Here is a 25,154-nt window from a genome sequence, read left to right as displayed (position 1 = left end):
GGTACCCATAGGGTCCGAATGTCGCGCGAAAACGGATAGAGGCGGGGGTCGTTACGATGGGGCCCAATGGCGCACACCCTTGTCTTCGACGTCAACGAGACACTGCTGGACTTGAGTTTTCTCGACGGCCCCTTCGAGGAGGTCTTCGGCGAGGCGAGCGTCCGGCGCGAATGGTTCACGCAGCTCCTCCAACTCAGCATGGTCGTCTCCACGACCGACACCTACCGGGACTTCCGGGTACTCGCCGGAGAGGCGCTCGAGGTCGTGGCAGGTCGGCGTGGGGTCAACCTGAACGACCGGTCCAGATCATCGATCCTGGGCATGATCGTGCAACTGCCCGCTCATCCCGACGTTGCGGCCTCGCTCGATAGGCTGAAATCCGCCGGAATCACGCTGGCCGCATTGACGAACTCTCCTCCGGACACGGTGCACGCCCAGCTCACCAACACGGGCCTCATCGACCGGTTCGATCGAGTGATGTCGGTCGAACCGACCCGGCGTTTCAAGCCGCACCCCGCACCGTACGAGATGGCAGCCGACGAGCTCGGCATAGGTCCGTCGAGGTTGTGGATGGTCGCCGCCCACGACTGGGATATCGCCGGAGCGATGCGCGTCGGATACAAAGGGGCTTTCTTGGCCAGGCCGGGTCAGTGGTTTTCACCGGGCCACCGCCCGCCCGATGTGACCGGGGCCGACCTGACCGAAGTCACGGACCGGCTGCTGGAGCGACTGGCGGACTGACGAAACCGACGAGGGCGGACCGGGGTTGGCAACCCGGGTCCGGACAGCATCAAACGGTCACTCGAAGAGCTGGGCGGCCGTCTTCAGGGTCTGGAATATCCCCCACAACAGGGGCGCCCCGACCGCCGTCCAGGCGAGGACCGCCACCCAGTTGCGGCACAACTTCGATCCCCACTCACGAAGCACCGCCGGTACCTCCTTCCGGATTGTCTGCAAGGAGAGCCGGAGATTCGTCTTCCACCATGAAATGGCGATCGGCCACCGGCTTGACGAACAGGTTGCAGATGAGGCCGATCACGAGCAACCCGGCGAGCACATACATCGTCTTGTTGTAGGCATCGGCGGCAGGAACGCCGGCGTCGATCTGACTCTGGCGCAAACGATTGATCAAGAGCGGGCCGATCACCCCGGCGGTCGACCAGGCGGTCAGAAGCCGCCCGTGAATGGCGCCGACGTACTGGGTCCCGAACAGGTCCGCCAGATAGGCCGGAATGGTCGCAAACCCGCCTCCGTACATCGTCAGGATGACGAAGAAGATCGCGACAAACAACGGCACGCTCTCGATTCGACCGGCCGCCGGAGCCGCGCAGTAGAGCGCTATGCCCAGGGCGAAGAACGTGAAGTAGGTCGGCTTGCGGCCTATCCGATCCGAAAGACTCGCCCACCCGATCCGGCCGCCGATGTTGGCCAGCGAGAGGATGCCCACGAACCCTGCCGCCGCCGAGGCGCCGACGCCCCCTTCGAACACTTCCTGGATCATCGGCGAGGCCTGCTCCAGCACCCCGATGCCGGCGCTGACATTCGTGCAGAGGACCACCCATAGGAGAGCGAACTGAGGGGTCTTCCAGGCTTCCCGAACGTGAACATTCCGTGTGGTGACCATGGCGGCTCGCTTCTCATCGGGCTTCCATCCGGGAGGCATCCAGCCGGGGGGCGGCACCCGATAGGCAAAGGCCCCGGCAAGCATGGCGAGGAAGTAGACCAAGCCCATCACCACGAAGGTTTGCCAGACTCCGACCGAGGTCGGTGTGGAGAATCTGTTCATCAATCCATCGGCCAGAGGCGCACCGATCAACGCCCCACCGCCGAATCCCATGATCGCCATACCCGTTGCCATGCCCCGTCGGTCGGGGAACCATTTGATGAGCGTCGAGACGGGCGAGATGTATCCGAGCCCCAGCCCGCAGCCACCGATTACGCCGTTGCCGAGATAGAGGAGCCACAACTGATGGGTCGCCACGCCGAGCGCCGCGATCAGGTACCCCCCACCCCAGCACATTGCCGCCACGACCCCCGCCCAGCGCGGACCCACCCTTTCGAGCCAGTGCCCGAAAACGGCGGCCGAGAGGCCCAGAAACACGATGAAGATCGTGAACACCACGGCGATCTGGGTCTGCGTCCAGTCGCCCGCCGCCGGTTCGGAAACTCCGATTGCCCTGGTGAGAGGCAGTTTGAACACGCTGTATGCGTACGCCTGGCCGATGGACAGATGAATCGCCAGAGCGGCCGGTGGCACCAGCCACCGGTTGAACCCGGGGCGGGCGACTATGTGCTCCCTATCGAGAAAGGCCAAGCGGCGGGACAAAGGCGGCATGATCGTTGGGGTTGAAGCCCCGGTCACCGGATACCTCCACTCCCGAATCTACTCTCCGGTAACCTCGTTTGATCTTGCCTCGAGACCGTGTCCCGCTCGGATGCAAACCACTCGACGATGAGCCCGGTGCTGAAGGCTGCAGCCCGCCCGCCGCCCCTTCAGATGGAGCCTGAGAGGCAGCGCCGGGACACGACTCACTAGGATCCGGCCCACTATGGCGACCCAGGCAACCCTCCGTGACCTTCAGCGAATCTATGCAGAGGCGAAGACAATCGCCGTCGTCGGCGCATCGCCCGACACCAACAAGGCGGCCGGGTTCGTCCCCAGATACCTGAAGGAACAGGGGTATCGAGTAATTCCCGTCAATCCGAACCGTCCCGAGGTACTCGGCGAGACCTCCTATGCCACACTGCGCGACATACCCGACCCGGTCGACGTGGTCGAAGTGTTCCGACCGTCGGAGGAAGCTCCGGACATCGCCCGCGACGCAGTTGCCGTTGGTGCAAGCGTCTTCTGGATGCAGATCGGCGTGATCTCGGAGGAAGCCGCCGCCGTGGCCGCCGGGGCCGGCATGACCGTCGTCATGGATCGTTGCATGGGACAGATGCACGCCAAACTCGGCTTGGGCCCGGGGCCGCGCCACGGAGACTGACCGCTGCGGCGAGAGCGCCGGCGCCTGCCGTCCGTTGTATCCGCTGCGACCGCTCCACCCAGCGCTCTAGCCGGCTGCCGCGAAGATCCGTTCGACCACCTTCATGTTCTCGACACCATCTTCGGGAGGGGTCGGAACCGATGAGTCGTCGAGGATCGCGCGGGCAAACAACTCAGCCTGGATCGTGTACTGATCGACTGCCGGGAATGTGATCGTTACGGTGTCGGGATCCGCCGGAGGATCGCCGCCCGCCGTTACGAAGATCCGCGTCTCGCGGTCCGGCGGGATGTTGAACGGTATCTCCACTTCGATACGTCCGGAGGTCCCCATCAAGTGGACCCGCTGATCGGGTTCTGCCTGGGTGGAAACGGTGAAAGCCGCCTGGCCGTCACCGAACTCGAGCAGTGCGGAAGTGACGATATCGACGCCGAGGCGAGGGTCGCGAAGGACGGCAGAGGAGACAGAGGTCGGCTCACTCCCGTAGAGCATGCGCGCCAGGTTCACCGCGTAACAGCCGATGTCCATCAGGGCACCGCCACCCGTCTCCAGCCGATTGCGGATGTTGGCAGCATCGTCGTTGAAGTAGGCGAAACGAGTTTGGATCGCCCGCAGGTCTCCGATCGCCCCGGAGGCCACCAGGTCCCTCACCTTCACCCAAGAGGGATGCAGCCGGTACATGAAGGCCTCCATGAACTTCACATCCGCAGCTGCGCACGCGTCGACCATCCGCCGGGCGTCGGCTGCGGTGAGCGCCAGCGGCTTCTCGCACAGGACATGCTTTCCCGCGCCGGCGGCGCGGATGGTCCACTCGAGATGGAGGTGGTTCGGGAGCGGTATGTAGACGGCATCGACGTCAGTCGCCCCGATCAGCTCCTCGTAGGAACCGTATGCCTGCGGAATCCCCAACTCGGAGGCGGCTGCCGTCGCCCGGCCCTGAGCGCGGGAGGCGATCGCCACCACCTCACTGTTGGCGGCCCGCTGGATGGCAGGAATGACCTTGCCGGTTCCGATGCGGGCGGTGCTGAGGATGCCCCAGCGCACTGTTTTCATGTCAACTCCTCATCCGGCCGCTCGGGACGGGAAGCCGCCGGCCCGCACTCTTTCGACGGGCGGCCACCGTCAGGGTCCGTCCCGGCACACCGAGGGTAAGTCGTGCAGGCGTTACACCGGTTGAGAGTCTACGTGTGCAGATTCCGGCAAGTTCTAGAGCCGATTGAAGAGGTTGCCGAGCAGCAGCAGAACCGACCCTGCCGCGGTCAACCAGAACGCCGCGTCGGGGGAGATTCCCATATCCAGTACGTCTACCCAGGCCAGAATTCCCAGGACGATGGCGGGCCCGGCAATCGCAAAAGTCTTCCTGGTTGGTGCGCTCAGGCGCAACATGTCTACTCCTTCTGTCTACTGATTCGATCAGGGGGAAAAGATCGTCGGCCTCTCAACTGCGACCTCGTCTCCGCACGACTGTGCTCGCCCAGACTGCGGCTGCCAGCAGGAGGGCGGCGAGGCCGGCAAGCAGCGGACCCAGTGCGGATCCGCCATCCGACCCGGTGGAGGCCAGGGGAACGATGACCGGATCAACACTCAGGTCGGGGTTCCCGTCGAATCCGGGACCGATATCGAGGCCACCACCGTCACCGGCGACGGGTTCCGAGCCGACGTCGATCGGGACAATGGGATCAAGTGCCGGAGGAGGGTCCAGGGTCGGATCGGGTTCAGACGGCGCCGAATCGATGGTCACTTGCGTTGAGTTGTCCCAGCTGGCATTGCCGAGAGCGTCGATAGCGGTGATCGAGAGGATGTAGGAGCCGGGAACGAATCCAAACGTGGGAACCACCGTCCCGGGTTCGACGACGAGGTCACCGAACGTTGCGTAGAGCACTTCCACACCGGAACCTGTTCCGTCGTCCGCCGAGAAATCGAAGGTCACCGTGGTGTCGGTGCCCAGAACGGCGCCGTCGACCGGATCGGCAACAGAGATCTGCGGTGGCGTATTGTCCAACCGATAGCCGAGAGTACGCGGCGACTCGGCATTGCAGAGGCCGCGGTCATCGACAGAGAAGAACTCGAGGGTCCACTCGAAGTCGCCGCCCAGAATGCTGAAGGGAACGGGACCCCGATCGGGTTCGTTTCCCGCCAGATGGAAGTCCGGCTTGTCTCCTGCGAGCGTATCGGCCGGGTACAGGCGCAGCCAGGTAACGATCTCACTCCCCGGATAGTGGTTATCGGAAGCGATCGGAACGAACTCGGTTCCGGACGTCACGTATACAACTCCATCCACGATGCGCTGCGGAGCGCCGTACAGGATCTCGGTTACGGGCGGGATCGCGTCAGCGATGCCCGTGGGCGGGTCCTCAACGCTCCACGGCGGAGGGGTATCGGGGGGCGGGCCGATGAAGTCCATGAATCCGGGGGCACCGGGAACCGGCTCGCGGAACAGTCGCCGGAACACGGCCTCTCTTGCCACACAGTCTTCCCACAGCCACATTTCACCCGTGCCGTATGAACGCCCATCGTTGGGCGACGTTGTGCGCCACTGATACTCGCCGTCGATGGACTTCGGCCAACCGAGCATCACGTTGCCTGGGATCCTCATGGGCGTTTCGAGCACCGGGTGATAGACGTCGGCCAGACTCTGATCGCCGGCCATGTCCCGGACGAGCTGGTTGAGGCCGACGTCGTCGAGCATACCGAGCTTGGCCAGCGTGATCGTGTTGGCCAGGGGACCGAACAGTGCGGGGTCGTAGTCACAGAACGCCTCTCGAGCGGTTCCCGCGCCGTCGAAGTCTGCGCACTTGGGGGCCAGATTCATCGCCTCATCGATCATCGCACGGGTGCCCACAACGAAAAGGGCGCGATCCTCGATGAACTCCTCCGGCTCGGAGAAGACCCTGAAGATCTCACTTGGAAGCAGTATCCCGTTTTGGTCGCCGTCCATTGCGTTGAAGACTTCATCCGAGAGACAGAATCGTGCCGGGTCTTGAACCAAACCGTATTCCTCCCCCAGCTCCGCAGCCGGACAGGCGATTCCGAGAGCACCGGTGACCAGGAGCCCGGTTATCCGATCGGCGACCTTGAGGAGGCCGTCCTTCAGCTTCTCGATTCCCAGGTTGATCTGCTCGCGCAACCAGTGAACGAGATCGCCGATGCCCGGGATCTTCTCGGCCTGGTCCCACAACCAGCCCATCACGGAGCTCCACAAACCTAAGAGGTACTCGACGCCTTTGATCCCCAGGTAGATACCGCCCCCCACGAAGTCGGGCAAGCCGATCATGGAGAGGAAGTGCTTGAACACCCACTCCTTGATGTGCTCTTTGACAACCCTGAACTCGGGTTTCTGACCGGCGAACGTTTCACGGGCTATATCGTCCCAGATACCCACCCATTCCTCGAGCCCGGTATGGATGTCTTTGAGCCAGGCTTTCGAATACTCGAGGCGCAGTTTGAGCGAGGCAAGTTCTATCAAGTCGATGGGAGCGTCCGTCGGGTCGGGAGCGCACGGTTGCCGCTTGCAGACGAATCCGGTTTCGCCGTCGCCACCCGGTATCTCTTCCTCGACGCAGTTCTCGCCCTCTTTGGTGAGCTTGATGCAGTCCTGGGTTCGAATGTCGTATTCGAAGCGTTCGATCCGGTTTTCGATCCTCTCGGCCATCTTCCCGAACATGCCGATCACCAGCATCGGGTCGGCATGTTCGCGTGCGAAGTCGGAGAAGATCAGCTGATCGGCAATGAACTTCTCAGGAGCGTCCACACCGAACCCCGCATCTGATTCGAACCCCGGCCGGTGTTTGTCGGTGTAGCCCTCGACGATGACGTGCCGGATCGAGATGTCCGCGTTGCCCAGATCGGTGAAGTCGGGAAACACACCGCCGGCAAGGGAGTTGACCCAGGTGTGGGCCCACACGTCACCGTTGTAATGCCCGGCTGCGTAACCGAGCGCGAAGGCGATATTGGTGAGGGCGCTCGTCCGAGCTTGCTCTGTTCGGGCCGACTCGAAGGAGACCCAGGCCGCTTTCCAGAGATGGTCGGCCCACATGTAGCTCTGAGAAGTCTGCGGTGGTGGGGCAGCTTCGAGTTGGGGGTGATCGCCGTTGTGGGTGAGAGTGTCGGGGTGAATGAGGCCCTGACCGAAGAGCATGTCTGGATAGGCGTCCGGGCCGATCGCGCCGGCGTAGAACGCCGGGAGATTCGCCTTCAGGGCTTCCTCGATCACCGGGTTGGCGGGGATTGTGTACACGGCGCCGTCGGAGGCTTGCAGATCGAGCGCTCCGTCGTCGAGCAGATCCTGAACCGCCAGCCATACCCCGTACAGGTGAGTCGGTGGTTTCCAGGCTTCTGCGGGCGCCGGCGTCACGACCACGAAACCGGACGCCATGATGAGCACGGCCAAGAAGGCCGTAGCGAATCTGCTCGCCAAAGTTCCTCCCGAGGTTGTCCTCCGGCGGGAATACTCACATTGACTTTTCGCGGTCGGCAGGGCCGAAAGCCCTATATGCGCTCGGATCATCTGGACGTCAGGGCAAGCCTGTGCGATCGTGAGTTCGTGCCCGGCAGATGGACCCTGGAGAGGGACGGCGAGATCCCACGACGTGCGATCCTGACGGTTTGGGTTGTCGTGAACCTGGTGAACCTCCTTCAGGCGGTCGGCTTCGTCAGTCGTGTTCAGGGCAATGAGATACAGCGGGCCGCCGGCATCGCGATCGCCGGCCTTGCTGTTCCTGCCACATTTGCACTGGTCGAGTTCGCCCGCCGCGGTACCGACCGGCGCTTTCTGATCGGCCCGGCCGTCTTCGACGCCTTCGTGGTCATGCAGCTCGTGGTGGAGTACTGGCTCGAAGTTGAGTTTCGATCTCCTGCGGTGCCCGCCGTCCTTGTTCCGTACGTGAGTCTTTTCTTCGGCAGCATCATCCTGATGGGGGCGCCGATGTTCCGAATCAATCGCCGTTTGTGGTTGGTGACGGTCGCGACCAGTGCAGCTCTGCTTTCTGCGATGCTGTTCGCCATGGGCCGGGGGGTCGGCTGACGGCCGAGACCGTGACCGGCCCGCCCGCCCGATTGTCGCCTATATCCAGTTTCGTCGTAGCATTTCCCGGGTACAACCGAAGCCGAGTGAGTAGCTCACGTCTGGTCTTGTCCGCATCGAAAGACGGGACCTTTCATCCGGGAACCTCCCGGTTCGGCGTGAATCGAAGGAAGTAACCGTGAACGGGATAGAGATAGTTGCCGCAGTCTTTGCCGCCGCCGCAGGCGGAGCAGGCGGATTCTTGGTGCTCCGTCGCCTGGGACGTCGATAGCCACGGACATGTTCGGCCGTTGAGCCCCTCCCGCCCGGGAGGGGCTCAACCATATTCAAACCCCGTCTGAAAAGGGGGGCTCAGGTCGATCGGTACTGCGAGTCCGGCGGCAGCGGGATCTCCTCGTAGAGTTCGACGCGATTGCCGTCCAGGTCCCGCATCCAGCCGTGCTTGCCGCCTTCCCACACCACAGTCCGGTCTTCCACATCCAGCCCTGCAGCAGTCAGCCGCTCCAGGACCGCCTCGAGGTCGCCGACCCGGAGGTTGAAAGTGAGTCCGCGCTCCTCCGGTGGAGCGAGCCGGCCCGCCGCCGGTTCAATGGCGAATACCGGATTCTCTCTCACCTCCCCGGACTGGACGTCACGCGTCTGAAACACGACGTAGTAGGAGCCTCCATCAGGATGCTCTTCGAACTGAATCCCCAGGTGGCTTTCATACCAGTGGGCGAGCGCTCCCGGGTCCGCACTCTGAATGAACAAACCTCCGAGTCCCTCAACGATCGACAAGAGACACCTCCCTTTCGCTCGAGTCTGTCAGACTCATCCCCGAAAGTGGCGACACGGGGTGGCTGTGGATTCGGTAGGGAATCAAAGCACCCCGGCTTGCCTTGATACAGCCAACGAGGAGAGTCAATGCACGATATCGAGTCGCAGGCCGTCGACAGCCCGTCAGAGTACGTTGCCAACCAGGCACAGCGATATGTTGCCAGTGACGGATCCGATGTGGAGCACCCGTTCGCCGACAACCTGATCATTCTCTACGTGCGCGGGAGGAGATCCGGACGAATCAGGAGAGTTCCCCTCGTATCGGTGCGCGACGGTGGCAACCTTCTCATTGTCGGTTCGAAAGGGGGTGCTGCTTCCCACCCCGCCTGGTATTCGAACCTGGCAGCCGACCCGAACGTCTGGGTGCGGGACAAGGCCGAGTTCCACGCCGCGACCGCCGTGACACTCGAAGGCGAGGAACGATCGGCAGCCTGGTCCAAGCTGGTCGCCGCAATGCCGTTCTTTGGTGAGTATGAACGGAAGACCGACAGGGTCATGCCGGTCATCCGCCTGGTACCAGATGGCAACTTGGAGCCGTAGAGCTCGAACGGGGGCCTGATCGTCAGGGACGTGGCCGAACGAGCGCCGGGACTCTCCGGGACCTGCGACGCCTAGGCTCGGTCCCGGGGCAGGAGCCAGATCAGCGGGACTCCTCCAAAGACGGCGATCGCGGCGACGACCATGGCGGTGGAGAGTCCGAAAGCATCGCCAACTGCTCCGTAGACGACGGCGGCAACGGACCGAATGGCGAAGTTCACCGACAGGAACACGCCGTTCGCCAGCGCTCTCGAATCGGGGAACTGTTCCTGCACCAGAGCCATCAGAACCGGCGGAATCGCCAGCAGCGTGAACCCGATGATGGGCAGCAACGCGATCCGCACCCAGCCCTCCGCGACGAGAAACAGCAGCAAGGCGGCCGGTGCGGCCAGGTGCCCGAATAGGAGGATGGTCCTCCTGCCGAGCCGATCGCTCATCCATCCGCCGGCAAAGGCGCCGGCCACACCCGCCCCTTCGACGATGGACAGGGCGGCGCCGGCCAGCCACAGGTTCGTTCCTTCATCCGTGAGGAAAACGGGCAGGAAGATCGTGACCGCCATCATCATCATGCTGCGAACTGCGACGAGGGCTGCCAGGAGCCCCATCACACCCCGCATCGCCAGCACGGCCGTCTTCCAATGGATCTGCTCACCGTCGCTCTTGGTGCGGAGCGGCACATCACGGAGACGGAAGTGGAGGATCGCCGAAGTTGCAACACCGGCGATCGCCAGAAACGCCATCGATTGGAGGGACATCAAAGCGAGGGCGCTGACCACCACGATCGGCCCGAGAGTGCGGCCCAACTCGCCACCCACCATCCAGAGCCCCATGCCGCGCCCGAGTTTCGTTCCGGACAGATAGCCCACGGCAACGGGCGCAGTGGCATGGAAAGCGGCAACGCTAAGCCCGGCGACCAGGAGAAGGAGGGCAAGCAGGGTGTAACCGGGCGCCCAGCCGAGAATGCTCATGGCGGTCGCGGTGACTCCGGGGGCCAGAACCACGATCCACCGCAAGGTCGTCCGGTCGGCGAGATGCCCGATGAACGGCTGGAGAAGTGAAGGGATCTGCAGAAACGCCGACAGCGCCCCGGCAGCTGTGTTTGAGATAGAGAGCTTTTCGATGAAGCGGGGAAGCAACGGTGGCAGAAAAGCAGTGAAAGTGTCGTGGAGGGCGTGCCCGGCGGCGATCGTCACGACCCGGCCGGTCTGGAACTCGTCGTCATCCGTTGTGGCTGGTTCAACGGTCACCATCCGACGCTAACCGGCCGTGGCTCGATCCGTGGGAACCTGGAGTGGGGCCCGTACGTCTCAAGACCATGAGATACCTTCTTTTGGCAGTGACATTTTCCCTGTTCGCTGCCGCATGCGGCTCCGGCGAGTCCGATGCTCGCCCGGACGAGAGCCCTCAGATCCTCGCCGCGGCGGTACACGAACTGATAACCGAGAACCACACGTTCGGGGACGGTCCCCCGCCGTTCACGGAATACCTGATCCAATCGAGCCTCGACCCGTTCGCCGGTAACCCGACCGCGGACGGCGGTGCAGAGGCCCGCCAACTGACCGACGAAGAACGGGCGGCGGTCGAGCTTGCGGTCGAGCCATTCGGTCCGGTCCGCTGGATCGACGACCCCCGCGACTTCCAGACCGAAGACCTCTCTCCGACGATCGAAGGCGCAGTGATCATCGGTGTCGGCGAGGTGTCGTTCGACGGTGACGACGCACTGGTGCCCGTCTCGCTCTGGTGCGGTGGCGTGTGCGGAACCTGGCTGACCTACCGGCTCACTTTGTCCGATGCCGGTTGGGCGGTCACCGGCACTGAGGGTCCCATCGCCGTCTCATAACGACGATGACGGGCAGGTCGACGGCTGAAGCGAAACCCGAGTCTCGGCACGCCGGACTCTCAGAGGTCTAGTGACCCAGGCCCATCGACCGGTTGATGGCGAGCTGCGCGGTCGTCAGACCCTCCAGAAAAGTCGCATACAGAGGCAGCCGGACCGGCGTGCAACATCCCACCTGGAGTCTCCCCACCTGCGCGCCGGCATCCTCGAGGTGAGCCAACGTGCCGTCCATGTCGGCGCCGGGATCATCGAGGCCGGCGCGTGCCGCCGCCAGCGTCCTCGCAAGAGCCTTCATGCTCGGACTGCGGCCCGGTTCACAACAAAGCTTGTCGAGTTTGCCGAGCGCCGCGTCACAATCGTCAAGGGCTTTGACGGCGGCGTCGAACAGATTTCCGGAGGTCATGGGGCAACAGATTACAGCCTGGTCGAGGTTGATCGTCGGCCCTCGACGGTGCGTCCCCCAAGGGGGGCGCCTCCGCAGCCGGCGGCGGCAACCAGCTTGCGTCGAGCCGTGCCCGGCCACCGTTGCCTCCCCCGTTCGACTGCCGGCGGGCCGGTAGGGCTGCCCACCTCCTAGAATCGCCGCATGCCGATATACATGGATGTCCACCCCGGCCTGGGCGACGCGACGCCCGAGGATGTTGCGGAAGCTCATCGACACGACCTGCAGGTGCAGGACGAGTTCGGTGTTCGGTTCCTGAGTTACTGGTTCTCGGATCCTCAAGGGAAAGCCTTCTGTCTCGCTGAGTCACCGGACGTCGATTCGCTGGTCGCTTGCCACAAGGCTGCGCACGGTCTCATGCCCCATGAGGTCATCGAGGTCGGCGCACCGACCCTGTCTCAGTTCATGGGCGGCACCGAAACGGACGGTAACGACCGTGTTCTCATCGACGGGCGTCCGGATTCAGCCCTCCGGGCGATCATGTTCACCGACATCCAGGGCTCGACCAACGTCAGCACGACCCTGGGCGACGAGGCGGTTTTCGGCCTGATCCAGCGCCACAACGACCTCGTCCGAACCGCCCTTGGGCGGTTCGGCGGTCGAGAGGTGAAACATACGGGCGACGGGATTCTCGCCAGCTTTGTATCGGTATCGAGAGCAGTAGAAGCCTCGAACAACATCCAGCGCAACTGCGCCGAGCAGTCGGCGGAAGGACCACCGATGTCGATCAAGATCGGTATAAGCGCAGGTGAACCGGTCGAAGACAGCGAGGACCTGTTCGGCGCATCCGTCAACCTGGCCGCCCGTATCTGCGCTCACGCGGCCGGAGGGCAGACCCTCGTATCGGGACCGGTGCGGGATCTCGCCATCGGGAAGACCCACCGGTTCGTGGCGCAGGGCTCCATCGGGCTGAAGGGTTTTCCGGACCCCGTCCCGTTGTACGAGGTGGACTGGCAGGCCGAGGGCGCCTAGAGACCGTCTCTCCGTGATGCAGCCGTCGCAAGTGACGGCCGCATCACGGAGAAGAATCGGGGCTCAGCCGGCGACGGTCGGGTCTACGACGAGGACGCCCTCGACGATTTCCCCGAACAACGTCACGCGATCATCCGTCCACGTCACGCCCGAAGCGTTGGCGAGCGGAACATCGATGGCCTCTTCGTAGCCGGTGACCGGGATCGAAGCGCCTCCACACTGGGGTGGATACGACTCGGCCAGGGCTTCGCACAGCAGGGCGCCGGTGCCGTCATCGAGCAGGTAGCCCTGCACGGCGATGATGCCGACCGCGTCGGTCGCCAGAGCCTCGGATACCTCGAGTCCACCGTTGACGGTCATACCGCCGGAGACTGCGCCTCCGCCGGAAACGACATTCGGCTCCTCGTCTTCGAGGGGAAGCGGTGGAGCGTTCACGACGCCGGTATCGACGCAATCGGGTTCGCCTTCTAGACAGGCCCCAGAGGCGGCGGGTGGTTGATCGTCACCGGTGGCAGGCGGCAACGAAGCGGTCGGTGCTTCGTCGACCGTACCGTCGCCACAAGCAACCAGAGCAAGAGAAAGCACCGCCAGCAGGGCGAGTGCTCGAATCCAACGAGTATTCATGTCTGATCCCTTCGTTTATGTCTGATCCCCCCTTTGACGCAGCCCATGGGCGAGAGGTTCCGCACCGATCATTTTCTCAGCAATGCTGATGCGCGTGGAGAACCACAGTATTGCCGAGAAAACGGAGAGCGTTGGGCTCACCGGTCTCAGCCGGTGAGTTTCTCCAGCGCCTTCGCAACGATCCCCAGGAACTCCTCGTCGCCCAGGGACGGCGGTGTTTGAGCACTGTCGTGCACCTCCGAGACGGTTATCTCGATCAAGATGTCTCCCGATCGGACGATCACGCCTCGATCGTCGTCGTGCCGCCCGTCGAACGGTGGGTCGCCGCGCACGGCGTGAACCGCGATTCGATCATCGCCGACTTCCGGGATCATCAAGGGTTCGACCATCCGGGTGTCGCCGTAGTCGGTCCACACCACGCCAAAGCATGCCTCGTAGGCGTCTCTCATTCCGACGAACAGACGGTCGAGTTCCCCCTGCTCTGCCACCCGGAGCACCTGGTCCAGCCCAATCTCATCCCGGCCGGACCCTCGAACGAATGCGACTCGAACGACTCCCACATCCGCTGTTTCGAAGTCCGCCTCGGGACAGATCATTCCCCCGCTCACCCCGGCCCGGCCCCGGCTCTCCTCAGCGAAGCCGCTCCCGACGTCCGCCTCGGTCAGCAAACGCCCCTCCAGGGCGACCGTCGCCGCCGAGGGCGGGGGAGGCGGAGTACAGGCAACGGCGAGGCCGACGAGGAGGGCGCCCAAGCCAACCTTGCGAGCACCTCGAATGCGGCTCACCTCTGACTCCTTCTGCATCAATTGCATCACGATCCGGCGCAGATGAATAGAGGCGAACCGAGGGCCGGCTCAGGTCCACAGAGCCGATTTGTGTCCAAAGAGCGGCAGAGCGCGGTCGAGACTCCTCCGGATCTGCGAGGATCAGACTCATGCTGTCGCGCACGATCTTCACCGACGAACACGATCTCTACCGGGCTGCCGCCCGGGAGTTCTTCGAGAAGGAAGTGGCGCCGTTTCACGATGAATGGGACAAGGCCGGAATGGTGCCCAGGGAGTTGTGGGAGAAGGCCGGCGCCCAGGGTCACCTCGCACACACCGTTCCCGAGGAGTTCGGTGGGCCGGCCGTCGATGACTTCCGCTTCCCGGCGGTTCTCATCGAGGAGCAGGCCCGGGTGCTGGCCAGCGGACCCGGTTTCAGTGTTCACTCCGACATAGTGGTTCCATATCTGACCGCGCTCGGTACCGAGGAGCAGATGGGACGCTGGCTCCCGGCGATGGTGGCAGGCACGACGATCGGAGCGATCGCCATGACGGAGCCGGGCACCGGCTCCGATCTGGCCGCCATCCGCACGAGAGCCGTGCGAGACGGCGACGACTACGTCATCAACGGGGCAAAGACCTTCATCACCAACGGTCAACTCGCCGATCTGGTCATCGTCGTTGCCCGCACGTCTGATGATCCGCACGGCGGGTTGAGCCTGCTCGTGGTCGAACGCGGAATGGAAGGTTTCGAGAGGGGCCGCAACCTCGAAAAGCTCGGCCTCAAAGCACAGGACACGTCCGAGTTGTTCTTCACGGATGTGCGGGTACCGGCCCGCAACTTGCTGGGCGCCGAGGGCGCCGGGTTCTTCTATCTGGTTCAGAACCTTCCGCAGGAACGGCTCGTGATCGCCGTGATGGCGATGGCCGCGGTGCGGCGAGGTTTCGAGGTGACGATGGACTACATAAAGGAGCGCCGGGCGTTCGGGCGGCCCATCGGGAAGTTCCAGCACAACCGGTTCATGATGGCCGAGATGGCCACCGAGCTCGAGATCGGGCAGAACTTCGTCGACCGCTGTATCACCGAACTCAACGAAGGCAGGCTTGGTGCAGACACCGCCGCAATGGCCAAATGGTGGACAACCGAACTGCAGGTGAAGGTGATGGACCGGTGCCTGCAACTCCACGGCGGCTACGGCTACATGACGGAGTATCCGATCAGCAGGATGTTCGCCGACAGCCGTGTTCAGACGATCTACGGCGGCACGACCGAGATCATGAAGGAGCTGATCGGGCGGTCCCTGGGTCTTTAGCCGACGGCCATCGGAGAGGAATCCCGGCGGACAGGGTGCCGGGAGTCTGTGCTCCCGGTAGTTTCCTTTCATGAAGGTTCTGGTCACCGGTGCGACCGGCTACATCGGCGGTCGGTTGGTCCCCCGGCTCCTCGACGGAGGGTTCGAGGTCCGCTGCATGACCCGCGACCCGGACCAGCTGACCCTCGACCCCTGGCGGGATCGGGTCGAGGTCGTGGCGGCGGATGCGCTTGCTCCCCACACCCTCGAATCTGCTCTTGCAGGATGTGATGCGGCCTTCTACCTCATTCACGCCATGGGCATTTCGGCCGGCCGGTTCGCCGAGCTGGACCGGCAGGCGGCCCGGAACTTCGCTGAGGCGGCGGAAACGGCCGGCCTGAAAAGGATCGTCTATCTGGGGGGCCTCGGCTCCGACGCGGACATACTGTCGGCCCATCTCGCCAGCCGCCAGGAAGTAGGGCAGATACTCGCTTCCGGGGGTACGCCGGTAACCGAGATTCGTGCAGCGGTGATCATCGGCTCCGGATCGGTCTCGTTCGAAATGATCCGGCATCTCACGGAGATCCTTCCTGTGATCATGCGACCTCGCTGGATGCGGTCGCGCTGTCAGCCGATCGCAGTCCGCAACGTTCTCGAAATACTGGTCTCGGTGATCGACGAGCCGGAGCCGGTCGACCGTGTCTACGACGTGGGCGGACCGGACATCCTCACCTACGAGGAACTGATGCAGGGATACGCAGTAGTTGCGGGTCTGAGGAAGCGCGTTGTGATTCCGCTCCCCATCTTCAGTGCCCGCCTCTCCTCACTGTTCGTTGCTCTCGCGACTCCGCTTCCCTCCGGGATCAGCAGCTCGCTCATCGATAGCCTGCTGAACAACGTGGTGGTTACGCATGACTCGCCGCCCGGATTCGAGCCGTCCACGCTTCTCCCCTATCGAGAAGCAGTCCGGCGGGCATTGGAGAGAGTCTCGCATGCCGAGGTCGAGACTCGCTGGTCGGATGCTGTGACCACTCCGGCCGCGCCGATGCCGAACGATCCGGCCTGGTCCGGAGCAAGGATGGAAATCGATCGGCGAGTCGTTGCGTCGACGGCTTCCAAAGCCGATCTGTTCTGGGCGGTCAGCCGTATCGGTGGAGATGTGGGCTATTACACGATGAACTGGGCTTGGACGATTCGTGGTTGGTTCGACCAGCTGATCGGAGGCGTCGGCTTGCGGCGGGGTCGCCGCGATCCGGAGGAGCTTCGACCGGCGGAGACGGTCGACTTCTTTCGGGTAGCGGAAGTCGACGCCGAGCGAGGCAGGCTCCTGCTGCAAGCCGAAATGAAAGTGCCCGGCACCGCCTGGCTCGGATGGTCGATCGAAGAGACACCGGAAGGCTCGAGTCTGATCCAGTCCGCCCGATTCGCTCCGCGTGGTGTCACCGGCCGGCTGTACTGGTATTCGATGTTGCCGTTTCACTCGACGATCTTCAGGCAGATGGCACGAAAGATCGCCCGCGCTGCTGAGCAGCGAGGAAAAGAGCAGCTGCCCGACTCCGGCTAGGACCTTCTCCCGGCCCGGCGCGGATGACCGTTCCGGGACGTCATCCGGGCTTCAGGCCTCCGGCGGATCCCTTTGCAGCCACTCGTAGAAGGGAGCGGGGTCGCCGCCGAACGAGTAGACGACCTCATCGACGGTCGGGAACTGCAGTGCCGTCGAGTCCAGCTGGGCCAGGAAGCCTGCGCTCCCGCAGGAGGTCGAGGCGTTGTTGATGAGTGGGGAATCCTCGCTGAAGTCGATCCGGGCAACACCGTCCACGATCGTCACCGACCCGAGCGACCAGCCCGTGTCGGAGGAGAACCAGCTGTCGTAGCCCGCCTCCCGCTCCTCGTCGGTCGGTCCGGCAAGGAGGGCTTCGAAGGCCCCCCTCAGCAACGCCGGCGGGCGGACGTTGCGCACGACGGGAGAGACGGCCGCGCAGTCGAAGCCGTCCGGGTCGGCGTCGGGTCCTCCGAGCAGGTAGACCAGCACTTCGACCGTGGCTACTTGTCCGGGCGGTGGCGACGTCGTCACGGCCACGCCGTCGGCGGGATCGGATGCCCGGGTAGTCGTAGTCACCGATGACTCGACGACGGTGGTCGTGAGCGCAGTGGAAGTCGTCGAGGCCGGCAACACGGTCCCGGACGCCCCTGTGTCCGCATCCGGCGCCGATGAACACCCGGCAACCACGAGGGCGACCGTCATTACGAGAGCAGACCGGGTTTTCTTCATGGCAGGTCTCTTTCCATCGCCTATGAGATGCAACCCCATCATCTCTCCACGGGGTCTCGTGGAGGTCACGGGCGGGTAACGAAACCGTTACATTCGAATGTCCGAACGGCCCGGGCAACCTCAATCCGGGTGCAGTCGCCGCAAGGAGTCCCGCCCATCGCCGTGGGGCGCATGAGGCCACCCTGATTCCGGATGCCGGGGAGGACGGTGGTTCGGGCAGGCCGAACATTGCCGGGGCAGCGGTGTCGCGACGGAAGATGGCGTTGCGAATGCGTCGCGGGCCGGCGGCGTGAACCCGCGAGAGGCGGTTTCACACGGATCGACGGGCCTGGTTCACGCCGGTTCGACCTCCGCCACATGCACGATCGCGTCTCCGCGATTGACGAGCGGGTGCTGCGTGTGACCGATCACCAATCCGGTGGTTCCCGACTTGACTTCCCCCAGCTTCTTTCCGAAGGTGTCATGAATGCGGGCGACAACCTCGCCCGCTGTTACCCGCTCCCCGAGCTCGACATCGCGCTGAATGATGCCGCTCCGCCCGCAACGGATCCACTTCGACGATCTCGCCACGAGCGAAGGCTCGACATCGGGAGCGACGGGATCGATGAATCCGGTGGCGGCCAGTACCCGCAGGACCCCGGCGGCGCCTGCCTTGATCGAGTTGTCGTCGAATCGCCACGCCTCCCCACCTTCGTAGAGGAGTACCTTGGCGCCTCTCTCGGTGGCGGCCTGGCGCAGCGAACCATCCCTCGTCATCGAGTGCAGCGCGATCGGTGCACCGAAGGCCTGGGCAAGCCGGAGGGTCACGGAGTCGTCGAGGTCCGCACGGATCTGCGGGAGATTCGTGCGGTGATCCGATCCGGTGTGAAGATCGATCCCGTAGTCGCACCGACTCACGACCTGATCCATCACGAGGTGAGCGAGGCGGGAGGCGAGCGACCCGCGTCTGGAACCGGGGAAGGAGCGGTTGAGGTCTCGACGATCCGGCAAGTAGCGATCTCCGGTGTTGAAACCGTGCACGTTGACTACCGGGATCGCGATGACGGTTCCCCGCATCCGCTGGGCGCTTATCCGATTGGCGACCCTGCGGATGATCTCGACACCTTCGATCTCGTCTCCGTGGACGGCGGCACTGATCCAGGCAGTCGGCCCCTTGGTCTTCCCGTGCCAGACGATTATCGGCAGCGAGACCGAAGTACCCGACATCAGCTTGGCGATCGGAATCTCGATCTTCTTCCGACGACCGCCGCTCACCTGGTGACCGGCGATCTTGAAGGGTGCTCGTTTCGGAGGCATCAGACTGCTTCGTGCTCGTGCAGCGGATCGTCCGGCAACGGCTGCACCTTCGGCTGGGAGCGGCGGCGGCGCCGGGCGGGGACCAGTTCCTTCATCGACTCGAGCTTCCCGAAGCAAAGCAATCGGTCGTCTGCTTCCAGCACGCGCTCGCCTCGCGGATTCGGAATCACCCTCGTTCCCTTCGTCAGTGTGAGGATCACAATGTCTCTCTCACGCAGACCCGAGTCGTTGATGGCCTTGCCGAGGATGTCGGCGCCCTCTCTCACGTGTATCTCGGACACCCCGTACCCGGTGGAAACGGTGAGCCTCTGGCGAATGTCGAGTTCGGGGAAGTTCACCTGGGTGGATATGTAGTCGACGATGGCACCTGCGATATCAAGCCCGGTCGAGCCCTCGATCCCTTCGAGGCCGGGGGACGAGTTGACCTCCATCACCAGCGGTCCGTCTTTGCTCTCCAGCATGTCCACTCCGGCCACCCGCAGTCCCATGATCTGGGCGGCCTGAACCGCGACCCGCTCGTACTCTGGATCGATCTCGATGGCCCGAGCCGTTCCACCGCGGTGAACGTTGGAACGAAACTCATCACCGATGGCGGTGCGTCGCATTGCGCCGACAACGCGGTCGCCCACCACGAGAGCCCGGATGTCCCGGCCCTTGCTCTCTGAGACGAACCGCTGGATGAGTACGTTCTGCTTGGCGCTCTGCAGCGTCTCGATGACTGCCTCGGCGACCCTCTTGTCCGGGGCGAGGATCACCCCGATCCCCTGCGTGCCTTCGAGGAGCTTGATCACCACCGGGGCACCGCCGACACGATCGATCGCCGCCAGCACATCGGCGCGGTCCCGGACGAACGTCGTGGCCGGGATGCCGATGTCGTGACGGGAGAGAATCTGAATGGACCGGAGCTTGTCACGTGAATTGGCGATGCCGTGCGCAGTGTTCGGCGTATAGACGTCCATCTGCTCGAACTGCCTCACTACCGCCAGTCCGAAGAAAGTGATCGAGGCACCTATCCGGGGGAGCACCGCGTCGTAGTCGCTGATTGGTTTGCCGCGGTACTGGAGGTCGGGTTCGTCGCCTGCGAGGTCGATGGCAAACCGCAGTGTGTTCAACACCCTGACCTCATGTCCCCGGTCCTCGGCAGCGGCCACGAGGCGCTGCGTGCTGTAGGCGCCCGGCGCCCGGGAGAGGATGGCGAGTTTCATCTGGCTCCTAAGTGGGTCATTGCCGCCAGCGGCGGTTTTGTGCAATCGCGGATGGATCCCCCACTGTAGGAGGATCCATCCCGATCGGCGTTCCGGGTGGCCGGACTACCTACGCTTCCGAACCGCCCTTGAGAATGTTCTTCACGCCGCCGACACCGCCGGCTGCAACATCGGTGACTGCGTGAACCGCCTTTTCGCCGATTTCCTCAGCAGCTTCGAGGGCACCTGCGGCGGCTGCCTGAGCGGCTTCCTCAGCACTGATGCCGATGGACTTGGCCCCTTCGATGGCGCCGGTGATTGCGCCGGTCGTGACGTCGACAACGTCGGCCCCAACTTCGCCCGCACCCTGGACCAGGCCTCTGGCCGTGCTGCGGACTGCATCGAGTACGTCGCCTCCGACCTCGGCTGCGCCGGTCACTGCGCCGGACACCGTTCCCTTGGCGGTGGCAATGACGTCTCCGCCTATCTCCTTGACGCCTCCGATGGCCGAACGGCCGAGGGCGACCGCACCCTCCGCGAGCCCTACACCGGTGTCTTTGGTGGCGGTGATCACGCCTTCGGCGATTGCCGAGGCTGTTCTGGCGACATCCGAGCCTATGGCGCCTGTTCCCTTGATGGCAGCCCGCACAGTGTCGGAGACCACACCGACTGTGACCGTTGCCACTTCACCGACACCCTGAACGACGCCGACGACGACACCCTTCACCGTACGAACCAGCCCGGTGCCTACTTCGCCGACGGCATCGAGTGCGCCGCCGAGTACCTGGCCGACGGTCCCGGAGAGACTTCCACCGATGTCTCCAACACCCTTGACGGTGGTCACGATTGCATCCCGCGCCACATCCGCGGCACCCTTGACGATGCTTCCCGTTCCATTCAGCAACCCGGTGATACCGTTCTGCACCCGGGATCCAAGACCTTGATCGGACATGTTGCTCCTCCTCTATTCGAGCATGCGGGGTTACGACTATCGAACCCGCGTGACCTCCCGGTCACCAGCCCCGACTCGTCGAGGCGCTGACGGGATCATCCCCTGCGCGGAGTCCGCCGGTCCACGACAGACGATCGGGGTGGCCTGCCCACATTTGGCAGGGTCCCGCCTTTCGCCCGGCAGGGCCCTGCTGCGCAGGTACGCTGCCTCCATGCAGAAGCGAATCGGAGTAGTAGCGAGAACCCCGACGGTTCAGCGAGGGCTCATCTCCGTTCTGGAGGACGCCGGCTTCAAGCCGGTCCCGATCGATGACCTGGAGGCGTGGACGCCCGGAGTCGGTGGTGCCGGTATCGTCGTGGTCGTTCGGGACGACGCTATGAAGGATGCAGTGCGGACGTTCTGCGATGAGCACCCCCACATCCCCGTCGTCGGCATTTCGCCGGATCCCGACGTTGGAGCAATCGCCGAGGTGATCCGTCTCGGCGCGATAACGGCGGTGGGAGAGGAGGATCCAACGGAGCACCTCGTCAACGCCCTGGAGGGGGCCATGGAGGGGCTGGCGGTGCTTCCCGCGGAGATAGCCAGGGCCATGGCGGCCCGGGTTCCACCACCGACCGATCCGGGGGCATGGGTTGACGAAGCCGAACTGGGATGGCTGCGCGCCCTGACGGAGGGGGTCACCGTTCCCGAGATCGCAAGCCGGGCCGGCTACTCGGAGCGCGAGATGTTTCGAATACTCGCGCGGATGTACCAGCGGATCGGCGTCACGAGTCGGACCGAGGCAATCGTCTGGGCAACCAGGAACGGACTGCTGTAGACGCCCTCCGGCAATCGTCTACCCCCATCGGCAGACACAGTGGTCTTCAGCCGTTGAGTTCTCGGCGCACGATCCCGGCGCCGGCGCCGAGTGCCCGGAGCTTGCCGCGGGAAACCTCACGGCTCAGCGGGACCATCCCACAGTTGGTGCACGGGAAGATCCGGTCCGGCGGCGCGTACTGCAAGGCGGTGCGGATGACTGCCGCCACCTGGTCCGGCGTCTCGATCACATCCGTCGCAACATCGATAACACCGACGAGCAGGTCCTTGCCTTCGAGCAGTCCGAGGAGTTCGACGGGGACGTGCGAGTTGGCAACCTCCAGAGAGACCTGGTCGATGGCCGAAGCGGCGAGCACCGGGAATATGTCCTCATACTGGCGCCACTCCTCGCCCAGGGAGCCCTTCCAGTCGATGTTGGCCTTTATCCCGTATCCGTAACAGATGTGCACCGCCGTTTTCGCCTCTATCCCGGCGGCGGCGCGCTCGAGTGCCGCCACTCCCCATGCCTGCACATCATCCATGTATACGTTGAAGGCGGGTTCGTCGAACTGGACCACGTCGACGCCGGCCGCTTCCAGCTCGAGGGCCTCAGCATTGAGGATCTCTGCAAACGCCATGGCCAGCTGCTCACGGTCCCGGTAGTACTCGTCGGCCAGGGTATCGACCATGGTCATCGGGCCGGGAAGCGTGAACTTGATCGGCCGTTCGGTCTGCGTTCGAAGAAACCGGGCATCCTCCACGTAGACCGGTGCGGTCCTGGCGACCGGGGCCACCACTCTCGGAACGGACGCGTCGTACCGTTGGCGGATCTTCACGGTGGCCCGATGCTCGAAATCCACTCCATCCAGGCCCTCGATGAAGGTCGTGACGAAGTGGCGACGGGTCTGCTCTCCATCGCTGACGATGTCGATCCCTGCCTGTTCTTGATCGCGGACGACGATGCTCACGGCGTCGTGCTGTCCCTCGGTTAGCTCGTGACCTTCGAGGCGCCACGGCGCCCACAGTTCCCGGGGTGGGGCGAGCCAGGAGGGTTTTGGAAGGCTTCCTGCGATGGTGGTGGTAAGCATGCCCTAGATCGTACGCCACCGACGGGACGGCGTCATCCCTTCACCGCTGGTACGCCGACCCGTCCTCGGGCTCTCATTGGGGCATCACTGAGGGGGTTCGGTCCGCAGAACAACATATTGACATCTATCTATATATGTGGGATGATCGCATCGATAGCCATCAATATATAAAGGACGTCATGATGAACTGGTTGCCCGAACTCTTAGGACGTGTGCTGGGCGATGTCTTGACCACGCTCGGTCGCGTGTGGCCGTTTCTGGCGATCTCCGTGATCGCTGCGGCGATGATCTCCGTGTACGTCGGTACCGATCGCGCCTCCCGGATGCTGAGCCGACGCACCGCCATCGCGGTCGGTGGAGCAGTGCTGGTGGCGACCCTGACCCCGTTCTGCTCCTGCGGCACAACCGCCGTGTTGTTGGGGATGCTGGCCAGTTCGGCACCGTGGGCGCCGCTGGTGGCATTCATGGTCGCCTCCCCTCTGACCAGCCCTTCGGAACTGTTTTTCTCTGCAGGCCTCCTCGGATGGCCCTTCGCGATTCTGTTCTTCACAGGAACCATCGTGCTCGGCTTCGCCTCCGGCGGCGTCGCAGCAGTCCTCGACAAAGCCGGTTGGCTGAAGGGCCAGGCCCGCGTCCGGGCAGCAGACGGAGAAGCCTGCACGTCCAGCTCTTGCGCGATCACGGAACCGGTCGCTGCGAGCATCGGACCGGGGGCAGCCTCCACAATGGAGTTCCCCTCGCTGCGCCGGCGCTGGAAACTCGATGAACTGCTCCTCGAGTTGCGCACGGTCGGCCGCAAACTCCTCATCTTCTTCCTCGGGTTCACGGCCGCCGGATATCTCGTCATCGAAGCGATCCCCACCGAGTGGATCACCGAATACCTCGGCGGAGACTCGCTGCTGGCCGTGCCGCTGGCCGCGTTGATCGGCATCCCGGCCTACCTCAGCACCGAAGCGTCGCTGCCCTTGCTGACTGCTCTGATGGACGGTGGCATGGGGGCCGGCCCGGCTCTTGCCTTCCTCGTCACCGGAGCCGGCACCAGCCTGGGGGCGATCAGCGGATTGTTCATCATCGCCCGCAAGCGGGTAGTCGGTCTGGTGGTGGCACTACTGTTCGCGGGAGCACTCGCAATGGGATGGCTCGGTCAGCTCCTGCTCTGATTAGGCGCAAACTCGAAAGGACCCCGACATGCAAACCGTCATCGAATGCTGCGCCCCTCTACTCGACGAGCCTCTGGCACCGGAGGAAGCGGGGATGCTTGCCGAATGGTTCGGTGTACTCGCCGACCCGACCAGGCTCAGGCTGCTCAGCCTGATCGCGGCGACCGGCGAAGCCTGCGCTGCGTGTGATCTGGTCGACCCTCTCGGGGTTTCCCAACCCACTGTGAGTCACCATTTGAAAGTCCTGCGCTCGGCAGGACTCGTCGAGAGTGAGAAACGTGGCAGGTGGGTCTACTACCGGCCGATCCCGGCGCGGCTCGGCATTCTGAGTCGCGCCCTGGGCGCGTGATCGCCTCAAGAGATCATCCTGGTTGACCGAGGGCGGATCGACGGAACCGTGCAGCAAATCAGGACGAGAAACCCGCTTTGTCCGGCCCGACGGAGGGAGGTCCGGGTCCGCCAGAGCAGAAATCGTCGTCGATCCGCTCAGATCGCCCGGCCGGATCGGGGAAGGAGTTATCCCTCGTTTGACGCGAGGATGGCCGACAGCACCTCGTCGATGTCGGCATGGTCGCCGGCGTGGTCTTCGTAGTCGGCGTAGAGGAGCTGATTCCCGGGGCCGATGACGAGCGTTGCGCCGAGTTGAAACGGCCGGCGGCCCGTGCGCCCCTGACGATGTCCCTTGGCGAAGCTCCTCGCCGCCGATGCCCAGGCCGACGGGGAGACGATCGTTCCGACTCCCAGCTTCTTCGTGCCCGCTATTTCGGCCGCGGTTCCCTCTTCGTCGAGCAGGACACGGAACGGAACCTGTTCGTCTTCGATGAAAGCCTGGGCGTAGCGCCGACCGCCGGTGCCGATGGCGGTGACACCCGCACCGGTGTCGAGAATCTCGTCGTATCTCTCACGGACCTGACCGGCCCGCTCCCGACAAGTCAGTCAGCCGAAGTGGCGGAGAAACAGGATCACCTCGGGATGCTCGGCCCAGAGGTCCCCGAGACGGTGCTCGTCACCGTCTGGGCCAGCGAGGAGCTGATCAGCTAGGGCGTCGACGTCGAACTTCATGGATGGGAGTCTGGCGCGGATTCTCGACTATGGACAATTCCTGCCGATAGGAAC

General features: G+C 64.0%; 26 protein-coding genes and 1 pseudogene. 12 read left to right on the top strand and 15 right to left on the bottom strand.

Features of this window, described 5'->3' with window-relative positions; all coding sequences use genetic code 11:
* The first annotated feature begins 66 nt into the window (after nucleotides 1-66).
* Nucleotides 67-741: a haloacid dehalogenase type II gene (locus VLT15_04000; protein ID HSR44379.1), complete on the top strand. Its 675-nt coding sequence runs from the start codon at nucleotides 67-69 to the stop codon at nucleotides 739-741.
* A 57-nt stretch (nucleotides 742-798) separates the two neighbouring features.
* Here VLT15_04000 and VLT15_03995 read toward each other — a convergent pair whose 3' ends face one another.
* Both VLT15_03995 and VLT15_03990 read right to left on the bottom strand, forming a co-directional pair.
* On the bottom strand, nucleotides 799-927 hold the full coding sequence (locus VLT15_03995; GenBank protein ID HSR44378.1) for a hypothetical protein: 129 nt from the start codon (nucleotides 925-927) through the stop codon (nucleotides 799-801).
* Nucleotides 928-970: 43 nt separating this feature from the next.
* A pseudogene (locus tag VLT15_03990) lies at nucleotides 971-2,335 on the bottom strand (OFA family MFS transporter).
* A 214-nt stretch (nucleotides 2,336-2,549) separates the two neighbouring features.
* On the opposite strand from VLT15_03990, the gene VLT15_03985 reads away from it, so the two are divergent.
* Nucleotides 2,550-2,987 (top strand): CoA-binding protein, encoded by a 438-nt coding sequence (locus tag VLT15_03985; protein HSR44377.1) that lies wholly within the window; start codon nucleotides 2,550-2,552, stop codon nucleotides 2,985-2,987.
* A 66-nt stretch (nucleotides 2,988-3,053) separates the two neighbouring features.
* On the opposite strand, the gene VLT15_03980 is transcribed toward VLT15_03985, so the two are convergent.
* From VLT15_03980 to VLT15_03970, 3 genes are all read right to left on the bottom strand, one after another.
* Nucleotides 3,054-4,037 carry a Gfo/Idh/MocA family oxidoreductase gene (locus tag VLT15_03980; protein HSR44376.1) on the bottom strand — a complete coding sequence of 328 codons (984 nt, stop codon included), beginning with the start codon at nucleotides 4,035-4,037 and terminating at the stop codon, nucleotides 3,054-3,056.
* A 153-nt stretch (nucleotides 4,038-4,190) separates the two neighbouring features.
* Nucleotides 4,191-4,370 carry a hypothetical protein gene (locus tag VLT15_03975; protein HSR44375.1) on the bottom strand — a complete coding sequence of 60 codons (180 nt, stop codon included), beginning with the start codon at nucleotides 4,368-4,370 and terminating at the stop codon, nucleotides 4,191-4,193.
* Nucleotides 4,371-4,422: 52 nt separating this feature from the next.
* Complete coding sequence (locus VLT15_03970; GenBank protein ID HSR44374.1) at nucleotides 4,423-7,401, bottom strand: hypothetical protein; 2,979 nt, start codon at nucleotides 7,399-7,401, stop codon at nucleotides 4,423-4,425.
* A 39-nt stretch (nucleotides 7,402-7,440) separates the two neighbouring features.
* Between VLT15_03970 and VLT15_03965 the strand changes: the two genes are divergently transcribed.
* On the top strand, nucleotides 7,441-8,007 hold the full coding sequence (locus VLT15_03965; GenBank protein ID HSR44373.1) for a hypothetical protein: 567 nt from the start codon (nucleotides 7,441-7,443) through the stop codon (nucleotides 8,005-8,007).
* 351 nt (nucleotides 8,008-8,358) lie between these two features.
* Here the strand turns inward: VLT15_03965 and VLT15_03960 are convergent, their stop codons facing one another.
* Nucleotides 8,359-8,784: a VOC family protein gene (locus tag VLT15_03960; protein HSR44372.1), complete on the bottom strand. Its 426-nt coding sequence runs from the start codon at nucleotides 8,782-8,784 to the stop codon at nucleotides 8,359-8,361.
* A gap of 126 nt (nucleotides 8,785-8,910) precedes the next feature.
* On the opposite strand from VLT15_03960, the gene VLT15_03955 reads away from it, so the two are divergent.
* Nucleotides 8,911-9,363, top strand: coding sequence for a nitroreductase/quinone reductase family protein (locus VLT15_03955; protein ID HSR44371.1), 453 nt, complete (start codon nucleotides 8,911-8,913; stop codon nucleotides 9,361-9,363).
* A gap of 71 nt (nucleotides 9,364-9,434) precedes the next feature.
* Here VLT15_03955 and VLT15_03950 read toward each other — a convergent pair whose 3' ends face one another.
* On the bottom strand, nucleotides 9,435-10,607 hold the full coding sequence (locus tag VLT15_03950) for an MFS transporter (protein HSR44370.1): 1,173 nt from the start codon (nucleotides 10,605-10,607) through the stop codon (nucleotides 9,435-9,437).
* A gap of 89 nt (nucleotides 10,608-10,696) precedes the next feature.
* On the opposite strand from VLT15_03950, the gene VLT15_03945 reads away from it, so the two are divergent.
* Complete coding sequence (locus VLT15_03945) at nucleotides 10,697-11,200, top strand: hypothetical protein (protein ID HSR44369.1); 504 nt, start codon at nucleotides 10,697-10,699, stop codon at nucleotides 11,198-11,200.
* Nucleotides 11,201-11,267: 67 nt separating this feature from the next.
* Here VLT15_03945 and VLT15_03940 read toward each other — a convergent pair whose 3' ends face one another.
* Entirely contained in the window at nucleotides 11,268-11,600 is a 333-nt protein-coding gene (locus VLT15_03940; GenBank protein ID HSR44368.1) for a hypothetical protein, read from the bottom strand.
* A gap of 183 nt (nucleotides 11,601-11,783) precedes the next feature.
* Here VLT15_03940 and VLT15_03935 point away from each other — a divergent pair, with 183 nt between their 5' ends.
* Nucleotides 11,784-12,611 carry a nickel-binding protein gene (locus VLT15_03935; GenBank protein ID HSR44367.1) on the top strand — a complete coding sequence of 276 codons (828 nt, stop codon included), beginning with the start codon at nucleotides 11,784-11,786 and terminating at the stop codon, nucleotides 12,609-12,611.
* A gap of 63 nt (nucleotides 12,612-12,674) precedes the next feature.
* Here the strand turns inward: VLT15_03935 and VLT15_03930 are convergent, their stop codons facing one another.
* Both VLT15_03930 and VLT15_03925 read right to left on the bottom strand, forming a co-directional pair.
* Nucleotides 12,675-13,235: a hypothetical protein gene (locus VLT15_03930; GenBank protein ID HSR44366.1), complete on the bottom strand. Its 561-nt coding sequence runs from the start codon at nucleotides 13,233-13,235 to the stop codon at nucleotides 12,675-12,677.
* A 146-nt stretch (nucleotides 13,236-13,381) separates the two neighbouring features.
* Complete coding sequence (locus tag VLT15_03925) at nucleotides 13,382-14,020, bottom strand: hypothetical protein (protein HSR44365.1); 639 nt, start codon at nucleotides 14,018-14,020, stop codon at nucleotides 13,382-13,384.
* A 152-nt stretch (nucleotides 14,021-14,172) separates the two neighbouring features.
* On the opposite strand from VLT15_03925, the gene VLT15_03920 reads away from it, so the two are divergent.
* Nucleotides 14,173-15,312, top strand: coding sequence for an acyl-CoA dehydrogenase family protein (locus VLT15_03920; GenBank protein HSR44364.1), 1,140 nt, complete (start codon nucleotides 14,173-14,175; stop codon nucleotides 15,310-15,312).
* Nucleotides 15,313-15,382: 70 nt separating this feature from the next.
* Nucleotides 15,383-16,855 carry a DUF2867 domain-containing protein gene (locus tag VLT15_03915; GenBank protein HSR44363.1) on the top strand — a complete coding sequence of 491 codons (1,473 nt, stop codon included), beginning with the start codon at nucleotides 15,383-15,385 and terminating at the stop codon, nucleotides 16,853-16,855.
* A gap of 51 nt (nucleotides 16,856-16,906) precedes the next feature.
* On the opposite strand, the gene VLT15_03910 is transcribed toward VLT15_03915, so the two are convergent.
* The 4 genes from VLT15_03910 to VLT15_03895 all read right to left on the bottom strand — a co-directional run bounded on the left by VLT15_03910 (nucleotide 16,907) and on the right by VLT15_03895 (nucleotide 20,995).
* The gene (locus VLT15_03910) at nucleotides 16,907-17,563 is read right to left on the bottom strand and encodes a GerMN domain-containing protein (GenBank protein HSR44362.1); all 657 of its coding nucleotides are present in this window, start codon (nucleotides 17,561-17,563) and stop codon (nucleotides 16,907-16,909) included.
* Nucleotides 17,564-17,896: 333 nt separating this feature from the next.
* Nucleotides 17,897-18,859, bottom strand: a complete 963-nt coding sequence (locus tag VLT15_03905) for a succinylglutamate desuccinylase/aspartoacylase family protein (GenBank protein ID HSR44361.1) — start codon at nucleotides 18,857-18,859, stop codon at nucleotides 17,897-17,899.
* On the bottom strand, nucleotides 18,859-20,064 hold the full coding sequence (locus tag VLT15_03900; GenBank protein ID HSR44360.1) for a RimK family alpha-L-glutamate ligase: 1,206 nt from the start codon (nucleotides 20,062-20,064) through the stop codon (nucleotides 18,859-18,861). Before VLT15_03900 ends, VLT15_03905 begins: the two co-directional genes overlap by 1 nt.
* 109 nt (nucleotides 20,065-20,173) lie before the next feature.
* A complete protein-coding gene (locus VLT15_03895) occupies nucleotides 20,174-20,995 on the bottom strand; it encodes a hypothetical protein (protein ID HSR44359.1) in 822 nt (273 codons plus the stop codon).
* A 211-nt stretch (nucleotides 20,996-21,206) separates the two neighbouring features.
* On the opposite strand from VLT15_03895, the gene VLT15_03890 reads away from it, so the two are divergent.
* Nucleotides 21,207-21,812 carry a LuxR C-terminal-related transcriptional regulator gene (locus VLT15_03890; protein HSR44358.1) on the top strand — a complete coding sequence of 202 codons (606 nt, stop codon included), beginning with the start codon at nucleotides 21,207-21,209 and terminating at the stop codon, nucleotides 21,810-21,812.
* A gap of 46 nt (nucleotides 21,813-21,858) precedes the next feature.
* On the opposite strand, the gene VLT15_03885 is transcribed toward VLT15_03890, so the two are convergent.
* The gene (locus VLT15_03885) at nucleotides 21,859-22,878 is read right to left on the bottom strand and encodes a methionine synthase (GenBank protein HSR44357.1); all 1,020 of its coding nucleotides are present in this window, start codon (nucleotides 22,876-22,878) and stop codon (nucleotides 21,859-21,861) included.
* Between the two features lie 182 nt (nucleotides 22,879-23,060).
* Here VLT15_03885 and VLT15_03880 point away from each other — a divergent pair, with 182 nt between their 5' ends.
* From VLT15_03880 to VLT15_03870, 3 genes are all read left to right on the top strand, one after another.
* Nucleotides 23,061-24,038: a permease gene (locus tag VLT15_03880; protein HSR44356.1), complete on the top strand. Its 978-nt coding sequence runs from the start codon at nucleotides 23,061-23,063 to the stop codon at nucleotides 24,036-24,038.
* A gap of 28 nt (nucleotides 24,039-24,066) precedes the next feature.
* Nucleotides 24,067-24,387: a metalloregulator ArsR/SmtB family transcription factor gene (locus VLT15_03875; protein HSR44355.1), complete on the top strand. Its 321-nt coding sequence runs from the start codon at nucleotides 24,067-24,069 to the stop codon at nucleotides 24,385-24,387.
* Nucleotides 24,388-24,605: 218 nt separating this feature from the next.
* Entirely contained in the window at nucleotides 24,606-25,079 is a 474-nt protein-coding gene (locus VLT15_03870) for a hypothetical protein (protein HSR44354.1), read from the top strand.
* The last annotated feature ends 75 nt before the right edge of the window (nucleotides 25,080-25,154 follow it).

Source organism: Acidimicrobiia bacterium (assembly GCA_035471805.1).
Taxonomy (GTDB): domain Bacteria; phylum Actinomycetota; class Acidimicrobiia; order Spongiisociales; family JAHEDJ01; genus JAHEDJ01.
This window is presented reverse-complemented; position numbering and strand designations above follow the sequence as displayed.

What these genes read in the sequence shown, in the direction of transcription:
- VLT15_03870 (HSR44354.1), top strand. Translation starts at nt 24,606, where the DNA reads ATGGTCGCCGGCGTGGTCTTCGTAGTCGGCGTAGAGGAGCTGATTCCC.
- VLT15_03915 (HSR44363.1), top strand. Translation starts at nt 15,383, where the DNA reads ATGAAGGTTCTGGTCACCGGTGCGACCGGCTACATCGGCGGTCGGTTG.
- VLT15_03895 (HSR44359.1), bottom strand. Translation starts at nt 20,995, where the DNA reads ATGTCCGATCAAGGTCTTGGATCCCGGGTGCAGAACGGTATCACCGGG.
- VLT15_04000 (HSR44379.1), top strand. Translation starts at nt 67, where the DNA reads ATGGCGCACACCCTTGTCTTCGACGTCAACGAGACACTGCTGGACTTG.
- VLT15_03930 (HSR44366.1), bottom strand. Translation starts at nt 13,235, where the DNA reads ATGAATACTCGTTGGATTCGAGCACTCGCCCTGCTGGCGGTGCTTTCT.
- VLT15_03940 (HSR44368.1), bottom strand. Translation starts at nt 11,600, where the DNA reads ATGACCTCCGGAAATCTGTTCGACGCCGCCGTCAAAGCCCTTGACGAT.
- VLT15_03885 (HSR44357.1), bottom strand. Translation starts at nt 22,878, where the DNA reads ATGCTTACCACCACCATCGCAGGAAGCCTTCCAAAACCCTCCTGGCTC.
- VLT15_03935 (HSR44367.1), top strand. Translation starts at nt 11,784, where the DNA reads ATGCCGATATACATGGATGTCCACCCCGGCCTGGGCGACGCGACGCCC.
- VLT15_03955 (HSR44371.1), top strand. Translation starts at nt 8,911, where the DNA reads ATGCACGATATCGAGTCGCAGGCCGTCGACAGCCCGTCAGAGTACGTT.
- VLT15_03875 (HSR44355.1), top strand. Translation starts at nt 24,067, where the DNA reads ATGCAAACCGTCATCGAATGCTGCGCCCCTCTACTCGACGAGCCTCTG.
- VLT15_03910 (HSR44362.1), bottom strand. Translation starts at nt 17,563, where the DNA reads ATGAAGAAAACCCGGTCTGCTCTCGTAATGACGGTCGCCCTCGTGGTT.
- VLT15_03890 (HSR44358.1), top strand. Translation starts at nt 21,207, where the DNA reads ATGCAGAAGCGAATCGGAGTAGTAGCGAGAACCCCGACGGTTCAGCGA.
- VLT15_03975 (HSR44375.1), bottom strand. Translation starts at nt 4,370, where the DNA reads ATGTTGCGCCTGAGCGCACCAACCAGGAAGACTTTTGCGATTGCCGGG.
- VLT15_03905 (HSR44361.1), bottom strand. Translation starts at nt 18,859, where the DNA reads ATGCCTCCGAAACGAGCACCCTTCAAGATCGCCGGTCACCAGGTGAGC.
- VLT15_03980 (HSR44376.1), bottom strand. Translation starts at nt 4,037, where the DNA reads ATGAAAACAGTGCGCTGGGGCATCCTCAGCACCGCCCGCATCGGAACC.
- VLT15_03880 (HSR44356.1), top strand. Translation starts at nt 23,061, where the DNA reads ATGAACTGGTTGCCCGAACTCTTAGGACGTGTGCTGGGCGATGTCTTG.
- VLT15_03900 (HSR44360.1), bottom strand. Translation starts at nt 20,064, where the DNA reads ATGAAACTCGCCATCCTCTCCCGGGCGCCGGGCGCCTACAGCACGCAG.
- VLT15_03985 (HSR44377.1), top strand. Translation starts at nt 2,550, where the DNA reads ATGGCGACCCAGGCAACCCTCCGTGACCTTCAGCGAATCTATGCAGAG.